The sequence below is a fragment of the Rosenbergiella metrosideri genome (genome assembly GCF_022602565.1).
GTDB classification, from domain to species: domain Bacteria; phylum Pseudomonadota; class Gammaproteobacteria; order Enterobacterales; family Enterobacteriaceae; genus Rosenbergiella; species Rosenbergiella metrosideri.
Map to the genome: position 1 here is coordinate 277,265 of NZ_JALBCV010000002.1, position 18,467 is coordinate 295,731.

At 46.1% G+C, this 18,467-nt stretch carries 15 protein-coding genes; 11 read left to right on the forward strand and 4 right to left on the reverse strand.

The annotated features are described in order from the left end of the window. Positions 1 to 21: 21 nt before the first annotated feature. The 7 genes from MKR94_RS03885 (at position 22) to rlmF (ending at position 10,427) form a co-directional block, all read left to right on the forward strand. The gene (locus MKR94_RS03885) at positions 22 to 2,445 is read left to right on the forward strand and encodes a DUF3772 domain-containing protein (RefSeq protein WP_422047493.1); all 2,424 of its coding nucleotides are present in this window, start codon (positions 22 to 24) and stop codon (positions 2,443 to 2,445) included. A gap of 144 nt (positions 2,446 to 2,589) precedes the next feature. Beyond that, entirely contained in the window at positions 2,590 to 4,887 is a 2,298-nt protein-coding gene (bglX, locus tag MKR94_RS03890; RefSeq protein WP_241645522.1) for a beta-glucosidase BglX, read from the forward strand. 99 nt (positions 4,888 to 4,986) lie between these two features. Next, complete coding sequence (gene idi / locus MKR94_RS03895) at positions 4,987 to 5,511, forward strand: isopentenyl-diphosphate Delta-isomerase (RefSeq protein WP_241645523.1); 525 nt, start codon at positions 4,987 to 4,989, stop codon at positions 5,509 to 5,511. A 270-nt stretch (positions 5,512 to 5,781) separates the two neighbouring features. Continuing rightward, positions 5,782 to 6,306, forward strand: coding sequence for a GNAT family N-acetyltransferase (locus MKR94_RS03905; RefSeq protein ID WP_241645525.1), 525 nt, complete (start codon positions 5,782 to 5,784; stop codon positions 6,304 to 6,306). 77 nt (positions 6,307 to 6,383) lie between these two features. Next, positions 6,384 to 8,561, forward strand: coding sequence for an ATP-dependent DNA helicase DinG (gene dinG / locus MKR94_RS03910; protein ID WP_241645526.1), 2,178 nt, complete (start codon positions 6,384 to 6,386; stop codon positions 8,559 to 8,561). A gap of 7 nt (positions 8,562 to 8,568) precedes the next feature. Beyond that, the gene (gene ybiB, locus MKR94_RS03915; RefSeq protein ID WP_241645527.1) at positions 8,569 to 9,528 is read left to right on the forward strand and encodes a DNA-binding protein YbiB; all 960 of its coding nucleotides are present in this window, start codon (positions 8,569 to 8,571) and stop codon (positions 9,526 to 9,528) included. Beyond that, complete coding sequence (gene rlmF / locus MKR94_RS03920) at positions 9,528 to 10,427, forward strand: 23S rRNA (adenine(1618)-N(6))-methyltransferase RlmF (RefSeq protein WP_241645528.1); 900 nt, start codon at positions 9,528 to 9,530, stop codon at positions 10,425 to 10,427. The genes ybiB and rlmF overlap by 1 nt, the downstream gene beginning before the upstream one ends. Before the next feature lie 17 nt (positions 10,428 to 10,444). Here the strand turns inward: rlmF and dps are convergent, their stop codons facing one another. Beyond that, positions 10,445 to 10,948, reverse strand: a complete 504-nt coding sequence (gene dps / locus MKR94_RS03925; RefSeq protein WP_241645529.1) for a DNA starvation/stationary phase protection protein Dps — start codon at positions 10,946 to 10,948, stop codon at positions 10,445 to 10,447. A gap of 115 nt (positions 10,949 to 11,063) precedes the next feature. Further along, positions 11,064 to 11,975: a threonine/homoserine exporter RhtA gene (gene rhtA / locus MKR94_RS03930; RefSeq protein WP_241645530.1), complete on the reverse strand. Its 912-nt coding sequence runs from the start codon at positions 11,973 to 11,975 to the stop codon at positions 11,064 to 11,066. Between the two features lie 286 nt (positions 11,976 to 12,261). On the opposite strand from rhtA, the gene ompX reads away from it, so the two are divergent. From ompX to MKR94_RS03950, 4 genes are all read left to right on the forward strand, one after another. Further along, positions 12,262 to 12,789: an outer membrane protein OmpX gene (ompX, locus tag MKR94_RS03935; RefSeq protein WP_241645531.1), complete on the forward strand. Its 528-nt coding sequence runs from the start codon at positions 12,262 to 12,264 to the stop codon at positions 12,787 to 12,789. 358 nt (positions 12,790 to 13,147) lie between these two features. Beyond that, a complete protein-coding gene (gene mntR, locus MKR94_RS03940; protein WP_241645532.1) occupies positions 13,148 to 13,615 on the forward strand; it encodes a manganese-binding transcriptional regulator MntR in 468 nt (155 codons plus the stop codon). Between the two features lie 458 nt (positions 13,616 to 14,073). Then, positions 14,074 to 14,472 carry an H-NS family histone-like protein gene (locus MKR94_RS03945; protein WP_241645533.1) on the forward strand — a complete coding sequence of 133 codons (399 nt, stop codon included), beginning with the start codon at positions 14,074 to 14,076 and terminating at the stop codon, positions 14,470 to 14,472. A 182-nt stretch (positions 14,473 to 14,654) separates the two neighbouring features. Further along, on the forward strand, positions 14,655 to 16,247 hold the full coding sequence (locus MKR94_RS03950; RefSeq protein ID WP_241645534.1) for an ABC-F family ATPase: 1,593 nt from the start codon (positions 14,655 to 14,657) through the stop codon (positions 16,245 to 16,247). Between the two features lie 19 nt (positions 16,248 to 16,266). Here the strand turns inward: MKR94_RS03950 and moeB are convergent, their stop codons facing one another. Then, on the reverse strand, positions 16,267 to 17,025 hold the full coding sequence (gene moeB, locus MKR94_RS03955; RefSeq protein ID WP_241645535.1) for a molybdopterin-synthase adenylyltransferase MoeB: 759 nt from the start codon (positions 17,023 to 17,025) through the stop codon (positions 16,267 to 16,269). Beyond that, positions 17,022 to 18,254 carry a molybdopterin molybdotransferase MoeA gene (moeA, locus tag MKR94_RS03960; protein ID WP_241645618.1) on the reverse strand — a complete coding sequence of 411 codons (1,233 nt, stop codon included), beginning with the start codon at positions 18,252 to 18,254 and terminating at the stop codon, positions 17,022 to 17,024. Before moeA ends, moeB begins: the two co-directional genes overlap by 4 nt. Positions 18,255 to 18,467 lie beyond the last annotated feature (213 nt).

Sequence of the window (18,467 nt, forward strand, 5' to 3'; positions counted from 1 at the left end):
GTAAGGAATTTAGGAATGTGTATGAGTCGTTTACAAAAAGTTATCTTGACGCTCTGTATGCTCTTTACCTTAGCGGTACCGATGACGTCGGTACTGGCAGAGGACAGTATTGATCAAAATAGTGACGAGGCAGCTTCAAAGGTCAATGCCGCGGTCGAATTGCCGAAGATGCAAATGATCCTCGATAAAATTAAAGGACAAGTTTCGAGTGTCACAGATGAGTCACAACTCGCTCAATTAAATGATATGGCTGTCGAGCTGGGTGAAAATGCTAATACGCTCTCGCAAAACTTGGTACCACAAAGCCAGCAGATTGATGCGCAGTTGGCCGTATTAGGTCCAGCCCCAGAAGCGGGCAGTGGGGTAAAAGAGACCTCTGATGTCACCAGTAAGCGTCGCCAGCTTATGGCGCAAAAATCACGCTTAGATGATCAGATCAAACAAGCCAACGCCTTACAGAACGGTGCATCAGTTTTGTCGTCGCAGATTTTAAACCTCCGACGGGATCGGCTAAAAAACCAAGTCAGTCTTAATACTGGCAGTATTGTAGCCGCTAAATTCTGGCAGCCACTCTACAATAATCCGGTCGATGAACCGAAGATTGTTGGTTTTGCTCACGATCTTAAGCAAAGTGTACAGCTCTCTTTCTCTCCCGGTTACCGTTTAGGGACGGCGCTGTGGTTTATTGCGGCTGTGCTCGTAATGGTTATTGGTCGCCGTTATATGGAAGAGTTCCTCGCTTGGGTCAGTATCAATAAACTCTCTGAAGGGCGGCTACGGCGCAGCTTTCTCGCTTGTGCGATCGCTATAACGACTCTGCTCGCCATCACACTATGCTGTAATTTCTTGGCCTTAGCTTTTGCTCGTCATCCCGATGTCGCCGACGATGTGCGGGATCTGGTGTCGAGCTTAGGTATTCAGAGCCTGTTAGCCGGGCTTATTGCCGGCCTAGGACGTGCCTTCCTTTCCACGCGTCGCCCAAGTTGGCGTTTGCCGGAGATCAATGATGAATTAGCAAAAGCCTTAAAGCCTTTCCCTATTGTCATCGCTACACTAGTCTTTATCTTCCAAGGACTTGAAGCCTTTAACCGAGCGATCGAAACCAGCGTCAATACCACTATCTTCGGTAATGGTCTCACCGCGATTCTGATCGGCTTACTCTGCTTACTGATAGTTGTCCGCACCCGCCGTATCCGCCAACGCTTAGAACGTGATGGGTATGAGGTTGAACGTTCGCGTATCGCTGGCTTAGTCGATATCGCTTTAATCCTCACCGGGATAACGATTCTGATCTGTTTGGTAATTGGATATGTCGGATTGGCGCGATATTTAAGTTACGAAGTCATTTGGGTCGGGATATTACTCAGCACTTTTTACTTCCTCAATGCTTTAGCGATTGATGGATGCCAGGTCTTATTCTCGACCAACAGTGCGCCGGGTAAATTAGTCACCCGTTCTCTAAATCTTAATGGTAAGACGTTACTGCAATTAGGCAGCTTATTCTCTGGCTTGTTAAAATCTGCACTCGTTATTATGCTGATTTTGTTATTGATGAACGGCACTATCTCATCCTCTAGCCCTGGCGAGATCCTGAGCAGGATTATCGATTTCTTTGCTGGACGCGGCCTCGAAAAACTGAATTTAATCCCGTCACACATAGTAATGGCCTTGGTGACCTTGGTTGCTGGTATTTACGTGCTCCGTTCGGTGCGTAACTGGCTGGATAATGATTTTCTTCCCCAGACCAGCATGGACGCAGGAATGCGTGTGTCGCTGGTGACCTTATTCAGTAATATTGGGTTTGTCCTGGTCTTACTGATGACCCTATCGGCGATTGGCGTACAGTGGAACAAATTAGCATGGATAGTCAGTGCCTTATCCGTCGGTATCGGTTTTGGCTTGCAAGAGATCGTTAAAAACTTTATCTCAGGCCTAATTTTACTTACTGAGCGGCCAGTTAAAGTCGGCGACCTCGTGACGATCAGCGGAATTGAAGGAGATATTCGCCGGATAAACGTGCGTGCTACCGAGATCCTCTTAACCGATAAATCGACGGTAATTGTTCCCAATTCACAATTTATCTCGCAAAACGTTCGTAATGCGACCATGGGTAATGCCCAAGGGGTTGTGACCATCCCCTTAACCTTCCCATTAGATATCGACCCGGTACAGGTAAAAGATATTTTACTCGGGGCGTTCAATGACAACGAGAAAATCTTGGATAACCCGGCACCGTCGGTAAGTTTTAAGGATCTCTCTGCGCAAGGGATCCTCTTAAGTGTGACGGGAAATGTGAATTCACAACGGTTAATCTCCGCCACCCGCAGTGAACTTTTGTTTGAGGTATTAGTAAGATTACGCACGGCCAATATCGCGCTATCTTCGCCACAAACGATGATAATTGAACAAAAAGCGCTAGAACAGGCGCAAAGCGTCGAACCGTAGTAAACCTCACCTTGGTACGACGCATCGCGTCGTGCCTTTCATTAAATTATTTTCTCTTTTTTACAGGATTCTGACATTATCATAACTCAATCGTCTTCTCCCTAAGCGCGTGAGTGGTAGGGATTATCCTAAAGAGAGTTGTTAATGAAATCGATGTGTCCTCAGGCTATTGTTTTACCCTTAGCATTTTTCTGCACTTCCCTCTTTGCTGATCCCGCCTCACTTCAGGTACCCAATGAATCTCAGCGTGATCATTTTGTTTCTATGCTATTAAAGAAAATGACCTTAGACGAAAAGATTGGCCAGCTACGATTGATCAGTGTTGGGCCCGATACCCCGAAATCAACCATTAAGCAGATGATTGAAAAAGGACAGGTGGGCGCGATCTTTAATACCGTCACGCGTCCCGATATCCGTGTTATGCAAGACCAAGTCATGCAGCTAAGCCGACTGAAAATTCCCTTATTTTTTGCTTACGATGTCGTGCACGGTCAGCGTACTATCTTCCCCATACCGCTTGGCCTTGCGGCAAGTTGGGACACGCAAGCCGTGGCAACGGTTGGCCGTATCTCCGCTCTGGAAGCGGCGCAGGACGGCTTGAATATGACCTGGGCACCCATGGTGGATGTCAGTCATGAACCTCGCTGGGGCCGAAGTTCAGAAGGCTTTGGTGAAGACACCTATTTAACCTCGATTATGGGTAAAACCATGGTTGAAGCGATGCAAGGGAAGAGCCCTGCCGACCGGAATTCGGTGATGACCAGTGTGAAGCATTTTGCTTTATACGGCGCGGTAGAGGGGGGCAGAGAATACAATAGTGTCGATATGAGCCCTCAGCAGATGTTCCAGCATTACCTGCCCCCTTACCAAACGGCATTGCAAGTGGGCAGCGGCGGGGTAATGGTTTCGCTAAATTCCATTAATGGTATCCCGGCTACGGCCAATCATTGGCTGCTGACCGACCTGCTTCGTCATCAATGGCATTTCAAGGGGATTACCGTCAGTGACCATGGCGCGATTAAAGAATTAATCAATCATGGGGTCGCGAGCGACCCAGCGGATGCCGTGCGTGTGGCGATTAAAGCTGGTATTGATATGAGCATGAGCGACCAATACTACAGCCAATATTTACCAGGATTAGTGAAAAGCGGCGCGGTAAGCGAGGCGGAGGTGGATAATGCCGCACGGCATGTCCTGAATGTGAAATACGATATGGGTCTATTTCGCGATGCGTACAGTCATTTAGGCCCAGCGGGAAGTGATCCGCAAGATACCAATGCCGAAGATCGTTTACACCGTGTGCAAGCACGTGAGGTGGCAGCGCAAAGCTTAGTGCTGCTTAAAAACTGGCAGCAAATTTTACCGCTTAAGAAGCAGGGGACTATAGCCTTAATTGGTCCGTTAGCCGATAGCCAGCGAGATATTATGGGGAGCTGGTCGGCTGCGGGGGTGGCTAAGCAGTCAGTGACGTTATTACAGGGAATGGGTGAGGCCGTGGCGAATAAAGCCACACTGCTTTATGCGAGAGGCTCGAATATTACGGATAACCCTAAGGTACAGGCTTTTCTCAATCTTTATGAGCCTGCGCTAGTGGTCGATAAACGTAGCCCGCAGCAGCTTCGCGAGGAAGCGATCGCTACTGCGAAAAAAGCCGATATTGTGGTCATGGCGGTAGGAGAGTCTCAAGGTATGGCTCACGAGGCCTCGAGTCGTAGTGATATCCGGCTGCCTAAAGCGCAACGTGACCTTATCACGGCGATTAAGGCCACCGGTAAACCGCTGGTACTGGTGTTGATGAATGGTCGTGCATTGGATATAACGCAGCAAGATCAACAAGCCGAGGGAATTTTAGAGACCTGGTTTAGTGGAACCGAAGGCGGGCATGCGATCAGCGATGTATTATTTGGTGATGTGAACCCTTCTGGGAAATTACCAGTGACGTTCCCGCGCTCAGTCGGACAACTGCCGCTCTACTACAACCATCTGCCAACCGGCCGCCCTTACGACTTTACGCATCCGAATAAATATACTTCTCACTACTTTGATATCAATAATAGCCCACTCTACCCTTTTGGATTTGGCTTGAGCTATACCACGTTTTCCTTGTCACCGATAACACTTTCCGCAACTGGCTCGTCGCAGGGGGTCACCACCGCATCGGTTACGGTCACAAATAGGGGGAAACGGGCAGGGGGCACGATCGTGCAGCTTTACTTACACGATCCCGTCGCTTCGATTAGTCGGCCGGTTAAAGAGTTGAAGGCATTTCAAAAGGTGCAGTTACAACCGGGTGAATCGAAAAAAGTGAGATTCACTCTCAGCAAACAGGATTTAGGATTCTGGAATCAACAGATGAAATGGGGGGTTGAGCCGGGAGAATTTGAGGTGTTAATCGGCACTGACTCAGTCCATACCGAAACGAAATCATTCAACTATCCTTAAGTATTCGCTGGATAATTGCGCTGCCTTGTCGTAAGGCAGCTTTTTTTTTAATAAGGGTGCTACACTTAGGCTTCTGGCATGTTTAAATGTGGTGAAAGCATGGAAAATATCGAAGTGATACTGGTGGATGAACATGATAATCCACTGGGAAAAATGGAAAAATTAGCAGCTCACCGTCAGGGGCGTCTTCATCGTGCCGTCACCGTGTATATTTTTAATACCAAGCAGCAACTTATGCTGCAGCAGCGGGCATTCAGTAAATATCATTGTGGTGGACTCTGGAGTAATACATGTTGCGGACACCCTTTTCCGAATGAAAGTACGCAGCAGGCCGCAGAACGACGTCTTGATGAAGAGATGGGGTTGAAGCTATCACTCACTAAGCTGACGCAGACTTATTATAATCTACCGGTAACGGATGGTTTAGTTGAGCATGAATTCGGTCATATTTTTACGGGGTTGACCGATCAACCTCCCGTACTCAATCCGCATGAAGCCGAAAACTATCGTTTTGCTTCACTATCCGAGGTTCAGCAAGAGCTAATCTCGTCGCCGGAACGGTTCACTCCGTGGTTTAAAACGACTTTTCCGATGCTGGTTAAGCAGTTGCAGGCGGGGGATTAATCGTCCCCCAACGCGAGAGGCTATTTACCGATTATAATCGAATACCCCATTAGCGCCACGCCACCAATTCCCCCTAACGCCATCACTATGAAAAGCGTGATAAAAAAAATTTTTTTGATGTTCATTTACTGAGTCTCGAAGATAGTTTGGGGAAATAATACTCCTAACCCGGAGATCATTAAAGCTGTGTGCCTTATCCGGTATCCATAAGATTATACTATGACGTCTGAAAAAGATGTTCAGGTAAAGTCGTTCTTAAAGGAGGTCCTGATGATTATTACTCGTATCACATCACCCATTAATGACGACGATCTTCAGCAGTTAACGGCATTGATGCAAGAAGCGGTCAGCTTGGATGCTAGCATTGGCTATACCAACGCCACCGAGCAAGTTGATGCAATGTATCGCTTCTGGCAGCGTCAGAGTGAGGCGATTGCGCACAATGAGGTATATTTTTATTGTGCCCGAATTGACAACCAAATTGTTGGGGTCATTGGTTTAGAGCCCTGCGCAAAGTATAACGGGACCCATCGCGGTGAGATTTTTAAATTGATCGTCAGCCAGGCATGGCGGCGTCAAGGGTTCGCGAAAAGACTGCTGCAGACGGCCGTCGACAGTGCGACACAACTGGGGCTTAAACTTCTAGTACTCGATACACGTACAGAGGATTTCACGGTTGCCCTTTATCAATCTTTAGGCTGGACGGTGGCAGGAGAAATCCCCTGCTATGCTCAGTCGACGTTAGGCGATTACCAAGCGACCACCGTGATGTTTCGCTACCTGACTGATGAATAAAAAAATTCCCCACAATTACTGACGTTGCATGGATACTGTGTAAAAATACAGGCTGTTTCACTCGATAATGGGTTGTTATGGCACTCACTTCAGCAATAAAAGCGCAAATCAGCGATTGGTATAAAAAACTTCAGCGAAACGTTGATGATTTTATCCCTCGGCTGGCACAGCGTCAGATGATGGCAGAAGTAGCCAAAACCTTGGCCGGTGAATCGGGCCGACATTTAGCCATTGAAGCGCCGACCGGGGTAGGGAAAACCCTTTCTTACCTTATTCCCGGTATTGCCGTCAGTCGTGAAGAGAGTAAAACCCTCGTCGTCAGTACGGCTAATGTTGCGTTACAAGATCAAATTTACGGTAAAGATCTGCCGTTACTCAAACGCTTTATCCCCGATCTCACCTATACCATAGCCTTCGGTCGGCGACGTTATGTCTGCCCGCGTAACCTCTATTTTACGGGGGATAATAGCCAGCCGGACCTGCTTTACCTTTTAGATGACGATTCGCTCAGTAGCCAAGCGCCAGGATCTATCTCGCCGCAGGAACAACAACAATGTGAACAGCTGCAGCAGGGGCTTGATAAGGGCAATTGGGACGGCGTACGTGACCACTACCCAGAGAACATTAACGATCGTTTGTGGGCGCGCTTATCGACGGATAAAGCGCATTGCTTAGCTCACCATTGTCAATGGTATAAAGAGTGTCCCTTCTTTTTGGCACGGCGTGATATTGACAGTGTTGACGTGGTGATCACCAACCATGCTCTGGTGATGGCGGCCTTAGAGAGCGACTCCGTATTACCTCCCGCGAAAGATCTAATGCTGATTATGGATGAAGGACATCATCTTCCCGATGTTGCGCGCGATGCCTTAGAGATCAGCGCGGAGATTACACCGAGCAGTTTAGGCCTCCAACTCGATCTTTTTGCAAAAACTATTGAGCAGATCACTGCGCAATTTACACTGAAATCTCCGCCAGCACTGGCGAAGCCCGAACGATTGGCGGCCCACCGAGACACGATTGATGAGTTAGTCATGGCCTTTACACAGGCTTTATTACCTCTGGTTAAGGCTGAGGTGGAGCAGAGTTATCGGTTTGTAATGGGGGAGTTACCGGACGTACTTAGGGAGCAATGTGAACAGCTGTATAAACTTTATGATGGATTACGTGCGGCAGCCGAGACCCTATTAAATTTCTTGGGCGAACAGACTGGCAAAGCAGATATGGTGCGGATTCACCGCGGTATGCTGCAACTCAATCGTTTTTTTGGCCATTTTGAAGCGCAGTCAAAATTATGGCGCCTAGCGGCATTGCGACAACTGTCTGGGGCGCCAGTGTCGAAATGGGCAACCTTAGAGACAGCGGATGGTAAACCGCAATTATGGTTACATTGCGCGGGCATCCGTGTCAGTACGCAGCTTGAGAATATCCTTTGGTCAAAGGTCCCGCACACTATTTTAACCTCGGCGACGCTGCGTAGCCTCAATACTTTTAATCGTTTTCAGGAACTCTCTGGGTTAAGCGAAAAAGCCACTGATCGTTTTGTGTGCTTAGAGAGTCCTTTCAATCATGCGCAGCAGGGTAAGTTGATCATTCCGCAGATGCAGTATGAGCCTGGATTCCAACACGAAGCATTGCACCTTACTGAAATGGCAGGGATTTTCCGCCAGACGCTGGTGGAATCGAATCATAAAGGGATTTTAGTCCTTTTCTCCAGCATGCGTGCATTGCAGCAATTCGTTACCTTGATGAGCGATAAACGCTTAGCGATGTTAGTACAGGGTGACCAACCGCGTACGCGATTGATCGCACTGCATCGTGAGCGAGTGCTAGCAGGGCAACAAAGTATTCTGATTGGTTTGCAATCTTTTGCGGAAGGGCTTGACTTAAAAGGGGATTTACTGACGGCAGTTCATATTCACAAAATTGCGTTCGCCCCCATTGATAGTCCAGTGATCGTAACAGAGGGTGAGTGGCTCAAGAGTAAACAACGCTATCCTTTCGAAAGTCAGAGTTTACCCACTGCTTCATTCACGTTAATCCAGCAAGTCGGTAGATTAATACGCAGCCATCATTGCCACGGTGAAATTATTATTTATGATCGTCGGTTGATAACACGTCAATATGGAAGCCGGCTCTTGGCCTCGCTGCCCGTCTTTCCAATTGAACAGCCAAAATTTGCACCGAGTGATGCTAGCGTAGTACCTTCAGCGTTAAAGCAGAAAACAGCCCGTCGTCGTACATCGCGTAAGTAGAGAAATCATGGATATTAAACAAGTAATTAAAGAGATTGGTCGTGGCAAACTGCATGCTCGCCATCTTGACGAAGACACTGCGGCGGCACTTTATGGCGCGATATTAAGGGGTGAGGTTGATGACCTCTCTCTCGGGGCGATCTTAATCGCTTTACGGATTAAAGGGGAGGGAGAAGAAGAATTACTGGGTTTCTACCGGGGACTGGAGGCGTTTTTACCACAATGGCCAGCCTTGCCGAATACCTTAATCATCCCGAGTTATAATGGCGCTCGTCGCCAAGCGAATATGACGCCCCTTTTAGCTTTGTTACTGCATAAGTGTGGGGTGAATGTCTTTCTGCACGGTGTCCATAATGACCCGACGCGTATTACAAGCGCAGCGATCCTTGCGGCAATGGGTATCAACCCGGCAGGTGATATTGCTGAAAGTCATCAACAGCTGTTAGAGACGGGTTTCTCGTTTATGACAATCGATACGCTATGCCCCCCTTTAGCGAAGCAGCTCGACTTAAGGTGGCATCTCGGTCTGCGCAATAGCGCCCATACTTTAGCGAAATTTATTTCACCCTTTGTTGCTCAGGCTGGAGTGCGACTGACCAGCGTGTCACATCCGGAATATCTACCTAAAGTGACGCAATTCTTCCGTGATATTCAGGCTAAGGCACTGGTCTCTAACGGGTGTGAGGGCGAAGTCTATCTTAATCCGCAACGACCTTCGGCAATGCACTATGTCAATACTGAGGCGAGCGAAACCTCAGAAATCCTACCGCGTGGCGTTCCTGCACAAACGCCGCTGGCTGCGAACAAACAGATTGAGACCACAATAGCGTGGATGCAGTCAGTATTACATAAACATATCCCGATTCCACTGCCACTCCGCGAGCAAATGATCAGCTGCTTAGCTGTTTGCGGACGTTTTAGTTCACAGCGCGATGCAGATTTATGGCTTACGGAGCAAGGTTACTGATGCACCCTAGGAATCGTTATCAAGGCCATTATGATTTAACGGCACTTTTTAGGTTGGAGCCTAGCCTCAAAACCTGGTCGACCTTGACGCCTACAGGTAAAGAGAGCCTAAACTTCGGCGAGCCGGAAGCCGTTAAGCTGTTAAATAAAGCGCTATTAAAACATTGGTACCAAATAGAGTGGATGTTACCCGATGATCACCTATGTCCACCCATACCGGGTCGAGCCGATTATATCCACCACTTAGCGGATTGTTTGGCTGAAGATTTGCCAACCCCTTATGGTCCCGAGATTTCTGTTTTGGATATTGGTTGTGGCGCGAACTGTATTTATCCCTTAATCGGTAACGCTGAATACGGTTGGCGATTTACGGGCAGTGATTGTCAGCCTGAGTCGATTCGCGCGGCACAACAATTGTTAGCCATGAATACCGGATTGACGCGATCGATTCGCTTAAGAAGGCAAAAAGACTCACAAAAAATTTTCGACGGTATTATACAGCCCAATGAGTTTTATCATGCGACTTTATGTAATCCCCCATTCCATACATCGGCGCAGGCCGCGGCACAAGCTACAGCGAGGAAAAATAATCACTTAGGTTTTGCGACTGAGCAGCTCAATTTTGCCGGGCGTTACCATGAACTATGGTGTCCGGGCGGAGAAGTTGGCTTTATTAGCCAGATGATCGACGAAAGCATAGTGCATAAAAACCAAGTATTGTGGTTTACGACCTTGGTAGCCAAGCAGCAGAGTTTGGGCTCTTTAAGAAAAATATTAAAGCAAAAGTCTGTGCCGGTGGTTAAGGAAATTGAGATGGGGCAGGGAAATAAAAAGAGTCGACTATTTGCTTGGAGTTTTCACACCAAGCGAGAAAGGAAAGCAATGATGAAGCCAGCCTAGGCTGGCTTCGCGAGTTATCACTCAATATTTGCTTCGATAAACCATAAGAATTTATCTAAATCGCGAGAGGCTGCGGTGAAGATATCAGCGGTATCTTCATCGTTGACATCGCTAATCGCCTTACGCACATCGTTCGCGACCAACGCATAACGTTCTGCTAAAGCAACTAAGTGATCTTGCACACTGTGGATGTTCAGTGGGTAGCTTTTTAATGGGGTTTTGTCGTTAACAACTTGTGTGGTACCCAGTGCGACGCCACCCAGCTGCACGGCACGTTCGGCTACGTTGTCTTGGTGCTCAGTGATAACAGTACGGAATCCGTCAAGCATCTCATGAACAGCCATAAAATTAGCACCGCGCATATTCCAGTGCGCTTGCTTAGTAATCAGTGAAAGATCAATTAGTTCAACCACGATTTTGTTTAATACTTGAATCGTTGCGGATTTATCTTCATCCGATACATCATTACGGGTGTAAAGCAGTTCAGTATTATTTGTTTTAACAAGTTTTGCAGTACTCATGAAAAATTCCTTCTTGTTATGAACCTATTGAAATCAACTAAATCCAGTATAGCAGTGCATTAAAAAACTGCAGCAAGGTCTGGCCTATCAGTGAGATAGACTGATTAATTTAACCCTAATGAGAATGATTTTTCTTTTTAATCTTAATGCGTTTGATACGGCCATCCTTAGGTTTCATGGTCAACGCCGACCCTGCTGAAGCAAATACTATCGCCAATAGCCCGGAAAGTTGGGTAAAAGTTAAGTGTTCGTTAAGAAATAAAAATCCTGAGAAGGCAGCAACAGCCGGCTCCATACTCATCAGCGTGCCAAATACCCTCGCAGGTAAACGCGTTAATGCCATCATTTCTAGGGAGTAAGGTATTGCATTCGAAAGTAAAGCAACCAATAGCCCTACAGGGATAATTGACCAATGCCAAATACCAGGTTCTGCCATGACGAGTCCAGTGGGCACAAAGACCAACGAGGCAATGAGTGATCCCACCGCCACCGTTGCCGCACCATGTTCCGCCCCGGCTTTTTGACCAAATATGATGTAGATAGCCCAACAGGCACCTGCCGCCAAGGCAAAAAACGCCCCGAGCGGATCGATATTATTCGCGCCACCGTGGACCGGGAGTAACATCCACAGACCGCTGACGGCGATAATGATCCATAAAAAATCGGTGAGTTTGCGGGAATTGGTGAGTGCAAGCGTTAGCGGCCCCACAAATTCCAACGCGACGCCGATCCCTAGTGGGATAGTCCGCAAGGCCATGTAAAAAAGAAAATTCATCCCACCTAGGGCGAGACCATAGAAAATTAACGGTCGACGTTGTTCCGGAGAAAACGTTAATCGCCAAGGTTTAAACATCCCCCACAACATTATAGTAGAAAGACCTAAACGTAACGCCGCAACACCTGGAGCGCCGACTTCAGAGAATAATGATTTAGCCAAAGAGGCTGCACCTTGTAAGGTAAACATGGCAATGAGTAGCAGGCCGATTGGATAAAATACTGATGCAGCACCTTTTTGCAGAGTGGTCATAGAGAGCTCAAATCTGATAAATGGTAGGGTAGAATTGTATTGAAACGTGAAGAAATAGCTATAGAGATTCAGAATATGCTTAAAGATTTGTTATTTTATAAAAAAAATAAGGTGTTTTTTTTGAGCAATTAAGTCATGTTTATCAGTAAGATAAGTGATTTTGTACACGTTATGTTACATGTTGCTCGGGGTTGGACAACAAAATTCGAGCAGAGTTTCTTACTTTTTTTTGTTATATTTCATCTGTTGTCAGTAAAAATAAAAGTAATTTCACATTGAGGTTATTATGAAAAAAATTGCATGTCTTTCAGCTTTAGCTTGTTTACTCGCCGTTTCTGCAGGTTCTGCAATGGCTAAAAGCACCGTTACTGGTGGTTACGCACAAAGCGATTACCAAGGTGTTTTAAACAAAGCTAACGGTTTCAACTTAAAATATCGTTACGAAGATGAATCTAACCCATTAGGTTGGATCGCATCTTTCACTTACACTGAGAAAGATTCTAACAAAAACGTCAATGACTACCGTAAAGGTCAGTACTACGGCATCACCGCAGGTCCTGCTTACCGTCTAAATGACTGGGCGAGCATCTACGGTGTTGTAGGTATCGGTATCGGTCGCGTACAAAACAACGCTGAAGGTCACGCTGCAACTGGTTACAACAGCAAAAGCAACAGCGATGTCGGCGTAGCTTACGGTGCTGGTCTGCAATTCAACCCGTGGGAAAACGTTGCGCTTGACGTAGGTTACGAGCAAAGCCGTATCCGTAACGTGGACGTTGGTACTTGGATCGCTGGCGTTGGTTACAGCTTCTAATTGTACAACTCCAAAAAAACGACCCTTTGGGGTCGTTTTTTTTTACCTGTAGAAAATGCCTAGTAGGCGTTTCAACAGGTAGAGGCGTAATTGAAAAGGAGAGAGTGTCGCGTAGCCGTATAAAGACGACTGGACAGGCGAGGGGCGAGCACTACTCGATGTCTGAGGGTGTTCTTGGTTACAACGCATAGATCGACCTCCTCAACAATGATGACAGAATAGTCATCGTTAATAATTTATAGCACAGGCTATATTGTTTAGCCAACGCTATGTGAGAAAAGGGTTGAGCTTGATCTCATCTCGTTTAAGATAGTGGCATGGTCGGCGATGTCGACATTGGCCTTTGTAAGGAATTTCGATGAATCACCCTAACACTCGTGTAAAGCCAACAATTGGCCCAATTAAAGATCTAGAAAACCATGTTGAAGGGTTTAAACAGGTTAGAGAAGCGCATCGACGCGAGCTTATCGATGACTACCTCGAGTTAATTTCTGATCTTATTCATGAGTTTGGCGAAGTCCGTCAGGTGGATATGGCTGCACGATTAGGTGTTTCACAACCTACTGTGGCAAAAATGTTGAAACGTTTAGCGGCTGCGGGGCTTATTCAGCAAATACCTTATCGTGGAGTATTCTTAACCCAAGAAGGTGAAAGCCTGGCTCAGCAAAGCCGAGAGCGCCATGCAATAGTTGAAGAATTTTTATTAAGCCTAGGAATCTCGCCAGAAGTCGCGCACTGTGACGCTGAAGGGATCGAACACCATGTTAGCGATGAGACCTTAGCCATTTTCAAAGCGTTTATCGCCAAAAACAAATCTAATCTCTAAAGTAAGCCGTGAGAAATCGGTCTTTTCATTATAAAGAGTAGGGGGTAATTAGTGAGTATGGCTATTATTCCCTCAGCATTTTAACGCTGTTCTTTCGACGTTATTGTTACCAAACCTCAAGACGTATTATTTTTTTTCTGAAAATTATGTTAATTAATCAAAATTCTTTTACACTATAAGAGAAAGTAATGAACACAATTTCAGAATGGAATCAGTACCAGAATTATCTGAAACTGGTTTTTACTTAATAAAGTATATTTCACTGTCAAATTAAAAGCGTTTAATGATTTAACAATTTCAAAAGTAATGAATTTGTAATGAAGGTGTCAGATCTCTTTACCTTGAAATAATATTTATTTTTAAAATTAATATTTTCTAATTTTCTATTTATTTTCTAAACTAATTTCGGTAACCTTGGCATTATTGTGATTTTCAAAGTTTATAGAAAGGGAAAAATAATGAGCGACGTTTTTAAACTACTGAACAATATCCGTACACTTCGTGCGCAAGCTCGCGAAGTTGAGTTAACCGATCTGGAAGAGATTTTAGAAAAATTAACGACTGTCGTGACCGAACGTCGTGAAGAAATTGAAGCTGAAGAAGAATTAAACCGTGAGAAAGCAGAAAAGCTTTCTAAATACCGCGAATTATTAGCGGCCGAAGGTATCGACCCAAGCGAACTATTAGGCGCAGCTGATACCAGTAAAAAACGTGCTAAACGTGCACCTCGCCCTGCTAAGTATGCTTATACTGACGAGAACGGTGAGAAGAAATCTTGGACTGGTCAGGGCCGTACTCCAGCCGCTATCAAAAAAGCGCTGGACGAAGGTAAATCACTGGATAGCTTCTTAATCTAAGCTTCAGTGCTCCTTAAGAACCAGCGCTTGCGCTGGTTTTTTTATTATTTTTCTTTCTGTAATATTCAGAGAATTTTCCCAGATGAGTTATAATCACCTCATCATGTCGTGATTACACAGCGGTAAATTCTGTCAAGTCATACTCCATCATTGCCCAACCCCATTAATTAAAAGGCTTAATCGTGTTAGTAACTAATAACGTAACCATGCAATTTGGTAGTAAACCACTATTTGAAAATATTTCTGTAAAATTTGGCGGAGGTAATCGCTATGGGTTAATTGGCGCAAACGGTAGCGGCAAATCAACCTTTATGAAAATTTTGGGACGTGATTTACAACCAACGGCGGGTAATGTTGCGCAAGATACGAATGAGCGTATTGGTAAGCTACGCCAAGACCAGTTCGCTTTTGAAGCCTTCAGTGTCTTGGATACGGTAATAATGGGCCACGATGAGTTATGGCAAATCAAGCAAGAAAGGGACCGTATTTACGCATTACCGGAAATGAGTGAAGAAGAGGGCTATAAGGTCGCCGATCTCGAAGTCCTGTATGGTGAAATGGATGGTTATAGCGCTGAAGCGCGTGCGGGAGAACTGTTACTGGGTGTTGGAATTGAGGTTGATTTACACTATGGCCCCATGAGCGAAGTCGCTCCTGGCTGGAAGCTGCGTGTATTACTTGCTCAAGCACTCTTTTCTAATCCGGATATTCTGCTATTAGATGAACCGACCAACAACTTGGATATCGATACGATCCGCTGGTTAGAACAAACGTTAAATGAGCGTGATAGTACGATGGTTATTATTTCGCACGACCGTCACTTCCTAAATATGGTCTGCACCCATATGGCCGATTTGGATTACGGTGAAATACGAGTCTATCCAGGTAACTACGATGAATACATGACTGCGGCTACGCAATCTCGTGAGCGCCTACTTTCAGATAATGCTAAGAAGAAAGCACAAATTGCAGAACTGCAATCTTTCGTTAGCCGCTTTAGTGCTAACGCATCGAAATCACGCCAAGCAACCTCGCGCGCGAAACAGATCGATAAAATTAAATTAGATGAAGTAAAAGCATCGAGCCGACAAAATCCCTTTATCCGCTTCGAACAAGATAAAAAACTTTTCCGTAATGCTCTAGAAGTTGAAGCATTAACCAAAGGATTTGATGACGGACCGCTATTTTCTAAACTGAGTCTTCTCCTCGAAGTCGGAGAGAAATTAGCTATTATTGGTGCCAACGGTATCGGTAAAACCACGTTACTTAAAACGTTAGTTGGCGAGGTTACGCCTGAAAGTGGCAGTGTTAAATGGTCTGAAAATGCTTCAATTGGTTATTACGCACAAGACCATGAATACGAATTTGCTAATGACTTAACGGTTTTTGACTGGATGAGCCAATGGATGCAAGCGGGTGATGACGAGCAATCAGTAAGGAGTGTACTGGGGCGTTTACTGTTTAGCCAAGACGATATTAAAAAGCCGGCAAAAGTGCTATCTGGAGGGGAAAAGGGGCGGATGCTATTCGGTAAATTAATGATGCAAAAACCGAATATCTTAATTATGGATGAGCCAACGAACCACTTAGATATGGAATCCATCGAATCTTTAAATATGGCGTTAGAAATGTTCGAAGGGACTCTAATCTTTGTTTCACATGACCGCGAATTTGTCAGCTCCTTAGCCACTCGGGTTCTGGAAATTAAACCCGGTAAAGTCAGCGACTTTACCGGTAATTATGAAGATTATCTCAATTCACAAGGTATTAACTAGTGAACACTGTGCCTAACTCTTATTGAGGATAGGCACAAAGCCTACAGTGTGGATTTCGCTTTACCTTTAACGAGGTAAAGCTGAAATTCATCGCATCGTAAAGCAGGTACCGGCCTTGTGTGGTACTGCCATACTGGGTCAAATGCCTAATCGCTTCCATTGCTTGCAAACTCCCGATAATTCCAGTCAGCGGTGCCATCACGCCATTTTCTACGCAGCTACCGATAGGTTCGCCAAAAAAATGGCTGAGACACTCGTAGCAAGGCTCGTCCTTCTGCCAAGTAAAGCTGATCACACAACCTTCCATTCGGATAGCTGCGCCTGAAATAAGCGGAGTAGAGGTCGCAAAACAATGACGATTTATCTGCTGGCGGCTCGAAAGCTGGTCGGTGCAATCGATAACTATCTGCTGTTCAGCACAGTGGGCGAGCCATTCACTGGATTCATCAAACGCTTGCTGCGCAATATTTACTCGACACTCTGGATTACGCATGGCGAGCTGATGTTGTGCTACCTCAACTTTTGCTTTCCCGCAGTCGGTCTCAGTGAAGAGTATCTGTCTAGGAAGGTTAGAGAGGCTGACGGTATCGGGATCAACCAATGTTAGCTGGCCGATGCCACTTGAGGCTAAATAAGTCGCCACAACGCAGCCCAATCCTCCCATTCCTACAATCATGACTTTTGCTGCGGCGAGCTGTTGCTGCTTATCAATATCAAAATCTTTTAAGGCTATTTGCCGGTCGTAGCGTAATAACGCATTATCAGATAAAGGCATCATGCACCGTTTAAAAATTCGGGGAAGGGTTGAATGGTCACACTCTCTCCCTGTGATAATGAACCCGATTCACGCGGCAAACAGATAAAACAGTTGGCATGAGTAAAGGTACTGAACATATGCGAGCCCTGTTTTTCGTCCGCTGTGACGTGGAGTTCACCGTACTGAGATCTATAATATCCGCGCTGAAATTCGGTTCGGCCCGGCTGCTTAGCGATTGGGGCCGTCAACTTTGCAGTGAAGGAAGTGAAAGGCGCAGCAGTGATCCCTTGTAAGCGGAGGATCATTGGGTAAACCAGCTGACAAAAAGTCACTACAGCTGAAACTGGATTACCGGGTAATCCACAAAATAGGCTTTCGCGTAATCGTCCGAAGGCGAAAGGCTTCCCGGGTTTCATCGCTAACTTCCAGAACGTAATGTCCCCGCATTCCAATAGTACATCCCGGGTATAGTCAGCAGCCCCTACCGATACGCCACCAGTACTGATGACCAAGTCAGCTTGGTGATCCGCGCGGTGGAAAGAATCGGTCAGTGACGGTTTATTATCTGGGATAATGCCTAGGTCGATCACAACACAGCCTAGGCGTTGTAGCATGAGTGAAATCGCAAAGCGGTTAGTGTCGTATATCTGCCCAGCCGCAAGAGGGTTTCCTGGTAAGACCAGCTCATCTCCGGTCGAAAAAATCGCTACGCGCAGAGGGCGGGTGACCTTAACGTTTTGTATACCTAAAGATGCCAGGAGAGGAAGATCTTTCACTTTAAGGCGGACACCTGCCTCAAGTACGACTTGTCCTTGACGAATATCTTCACCCACTCGGCGAATATTTTGCCCAGCTTTTACGGCTGATTTCAGCTGAATACCTTGTGTTGTCCTTGTGGTCTGCTCTTGCATGATAACGGCTTCACAGCCTTCGGGGATCGGTGCTCCTGTCATAATCTGGATAACATAACCGTCGGGCAGGGAACTAGGATAGGGGTTACCTGCGAACGCTTGACCAGCTATCGGTAAAGTTTGATCGGCGTGGAGATCAGACAGCCGTAAAGCATAGCCATCCATCGCTGAGTTATCGAAACTAGGCACATTGAGTGGAGAGATAATTGGCTCGGCCGTCACCCAACCCAAAGCCTCATTAATGTTAAGCGTTTGTGAGGCAATAAGAGGGGAAAGATCACCGAGTAAAAGTGCTTGGGCGTCTTCGACAGAGAGTAGGTCCGCGGTAAAGGGTTCCATCTTAACCTCGTTCAATGGGGGTAATTGACTATAGATTAACACGTTAGCAACGTTTGCCGAGCGGAGGAGCATCTTCTTTTCGCAGTGATAATAGGGCTTACGCTAACGAATCAGCATGGTAACTACGCGTTCATCTGTCTTAGCGTGCCATGATGAGAGACTCAACCTTGAAAAAAAATTGTAAATTTTTTAACACGACTGTAGATACTGACA

Bases quoted from the DNA above. Each gene is read 5' to 3' on its own strand.
- MKR94_RS03885 (WP_422047493.1), top strand. From the start codon at position 22: ATGAGTCGTTTACAAAAAGTTATCTTGACGCTCTGTATGCTCTTTACC.
- bglX (WP_241645522.1), top strand. From the start codon at position 2,590: ATGAAATCGATGTGTCCTCAGGCTATTGTTTTACCCTTAGCATTTTTC.
- idi (WP_241645523.1), top strand. From the start codon at position 4,987: ATGGAAAATATCGAAGTGATACTGGTGGATGAACATGATAATCCACTG.
- MKR94_RS03905 (WP_241645525.1), top strand. From the start codon at position 5,782: ATGATTATTACTCGTATCACATCACCCATTAATGACGACGATCTTCAG.
- dinG (WP_241645526.1), top strand. From the start codon at position 6,384: ATGGCACTCACTTCAGCAATAAAAGCGCAAATCAGCGATTGGTATAAA.
- ybiB (WP_241645527.1), top strand. From the start codon at position 8,569: ATGGATATTAAACAAGTAATTAAAGAGATTGGTCGTGGCAAACTGCAT.
- rlmF (WP_241645528.1), top strand. From the start codon at position 9,528: ATGCACCCTAGGAATCGTTATCAAGGCCATTATGATTTAACGGCACTT.
- dps (WP_241645529.1), bottom strand. From the start codon at position 10,948: ATGAGTACTGCAAAACTTGTTAAAACAAATAATACTGAACTGCTTTAC.
- rhtA (WP_241645530.1), bottom strand. From the start codon at position 11,975: ATGACCACTCTGCAAAAAGGTGCTGCATCAGTATTTTATCCAATCGGC.
- ompX (WP_241645531.1), top strand. From the start codon at position 12,262: ATGAAAAAAATTGCATGTCTTTCAGCTTTAGCTTGTTTACTCGCCGTT.
- mntR (WP_241645532.1), top strand. From the start codon at position 13,148: ATGAATCACCCTAACACTCGTGTAAAGCCAACAATTGGCCCAATTAAA.
- MKR94_RS03945 (WP_241645533.1), top strand. From the start codon at position 14,074: ATGAGCGACGTTTTTAAACTACTGAACAATATCCGTACACTTCGTGCG.
- moeB (WP_241645535.1), bottom strand. From the start codon at position 17,025: ATGATGCCTTTATCTGATAATGCGTTATTACGCTACGACCGGCAAATA.
- moeA (WP_241645618.1), bottom strand. From the start codon at position 18,254: ATGGAACCCTTTACCGCGGACCTACTCTCTGTCGAAGACGCCCAAGCA.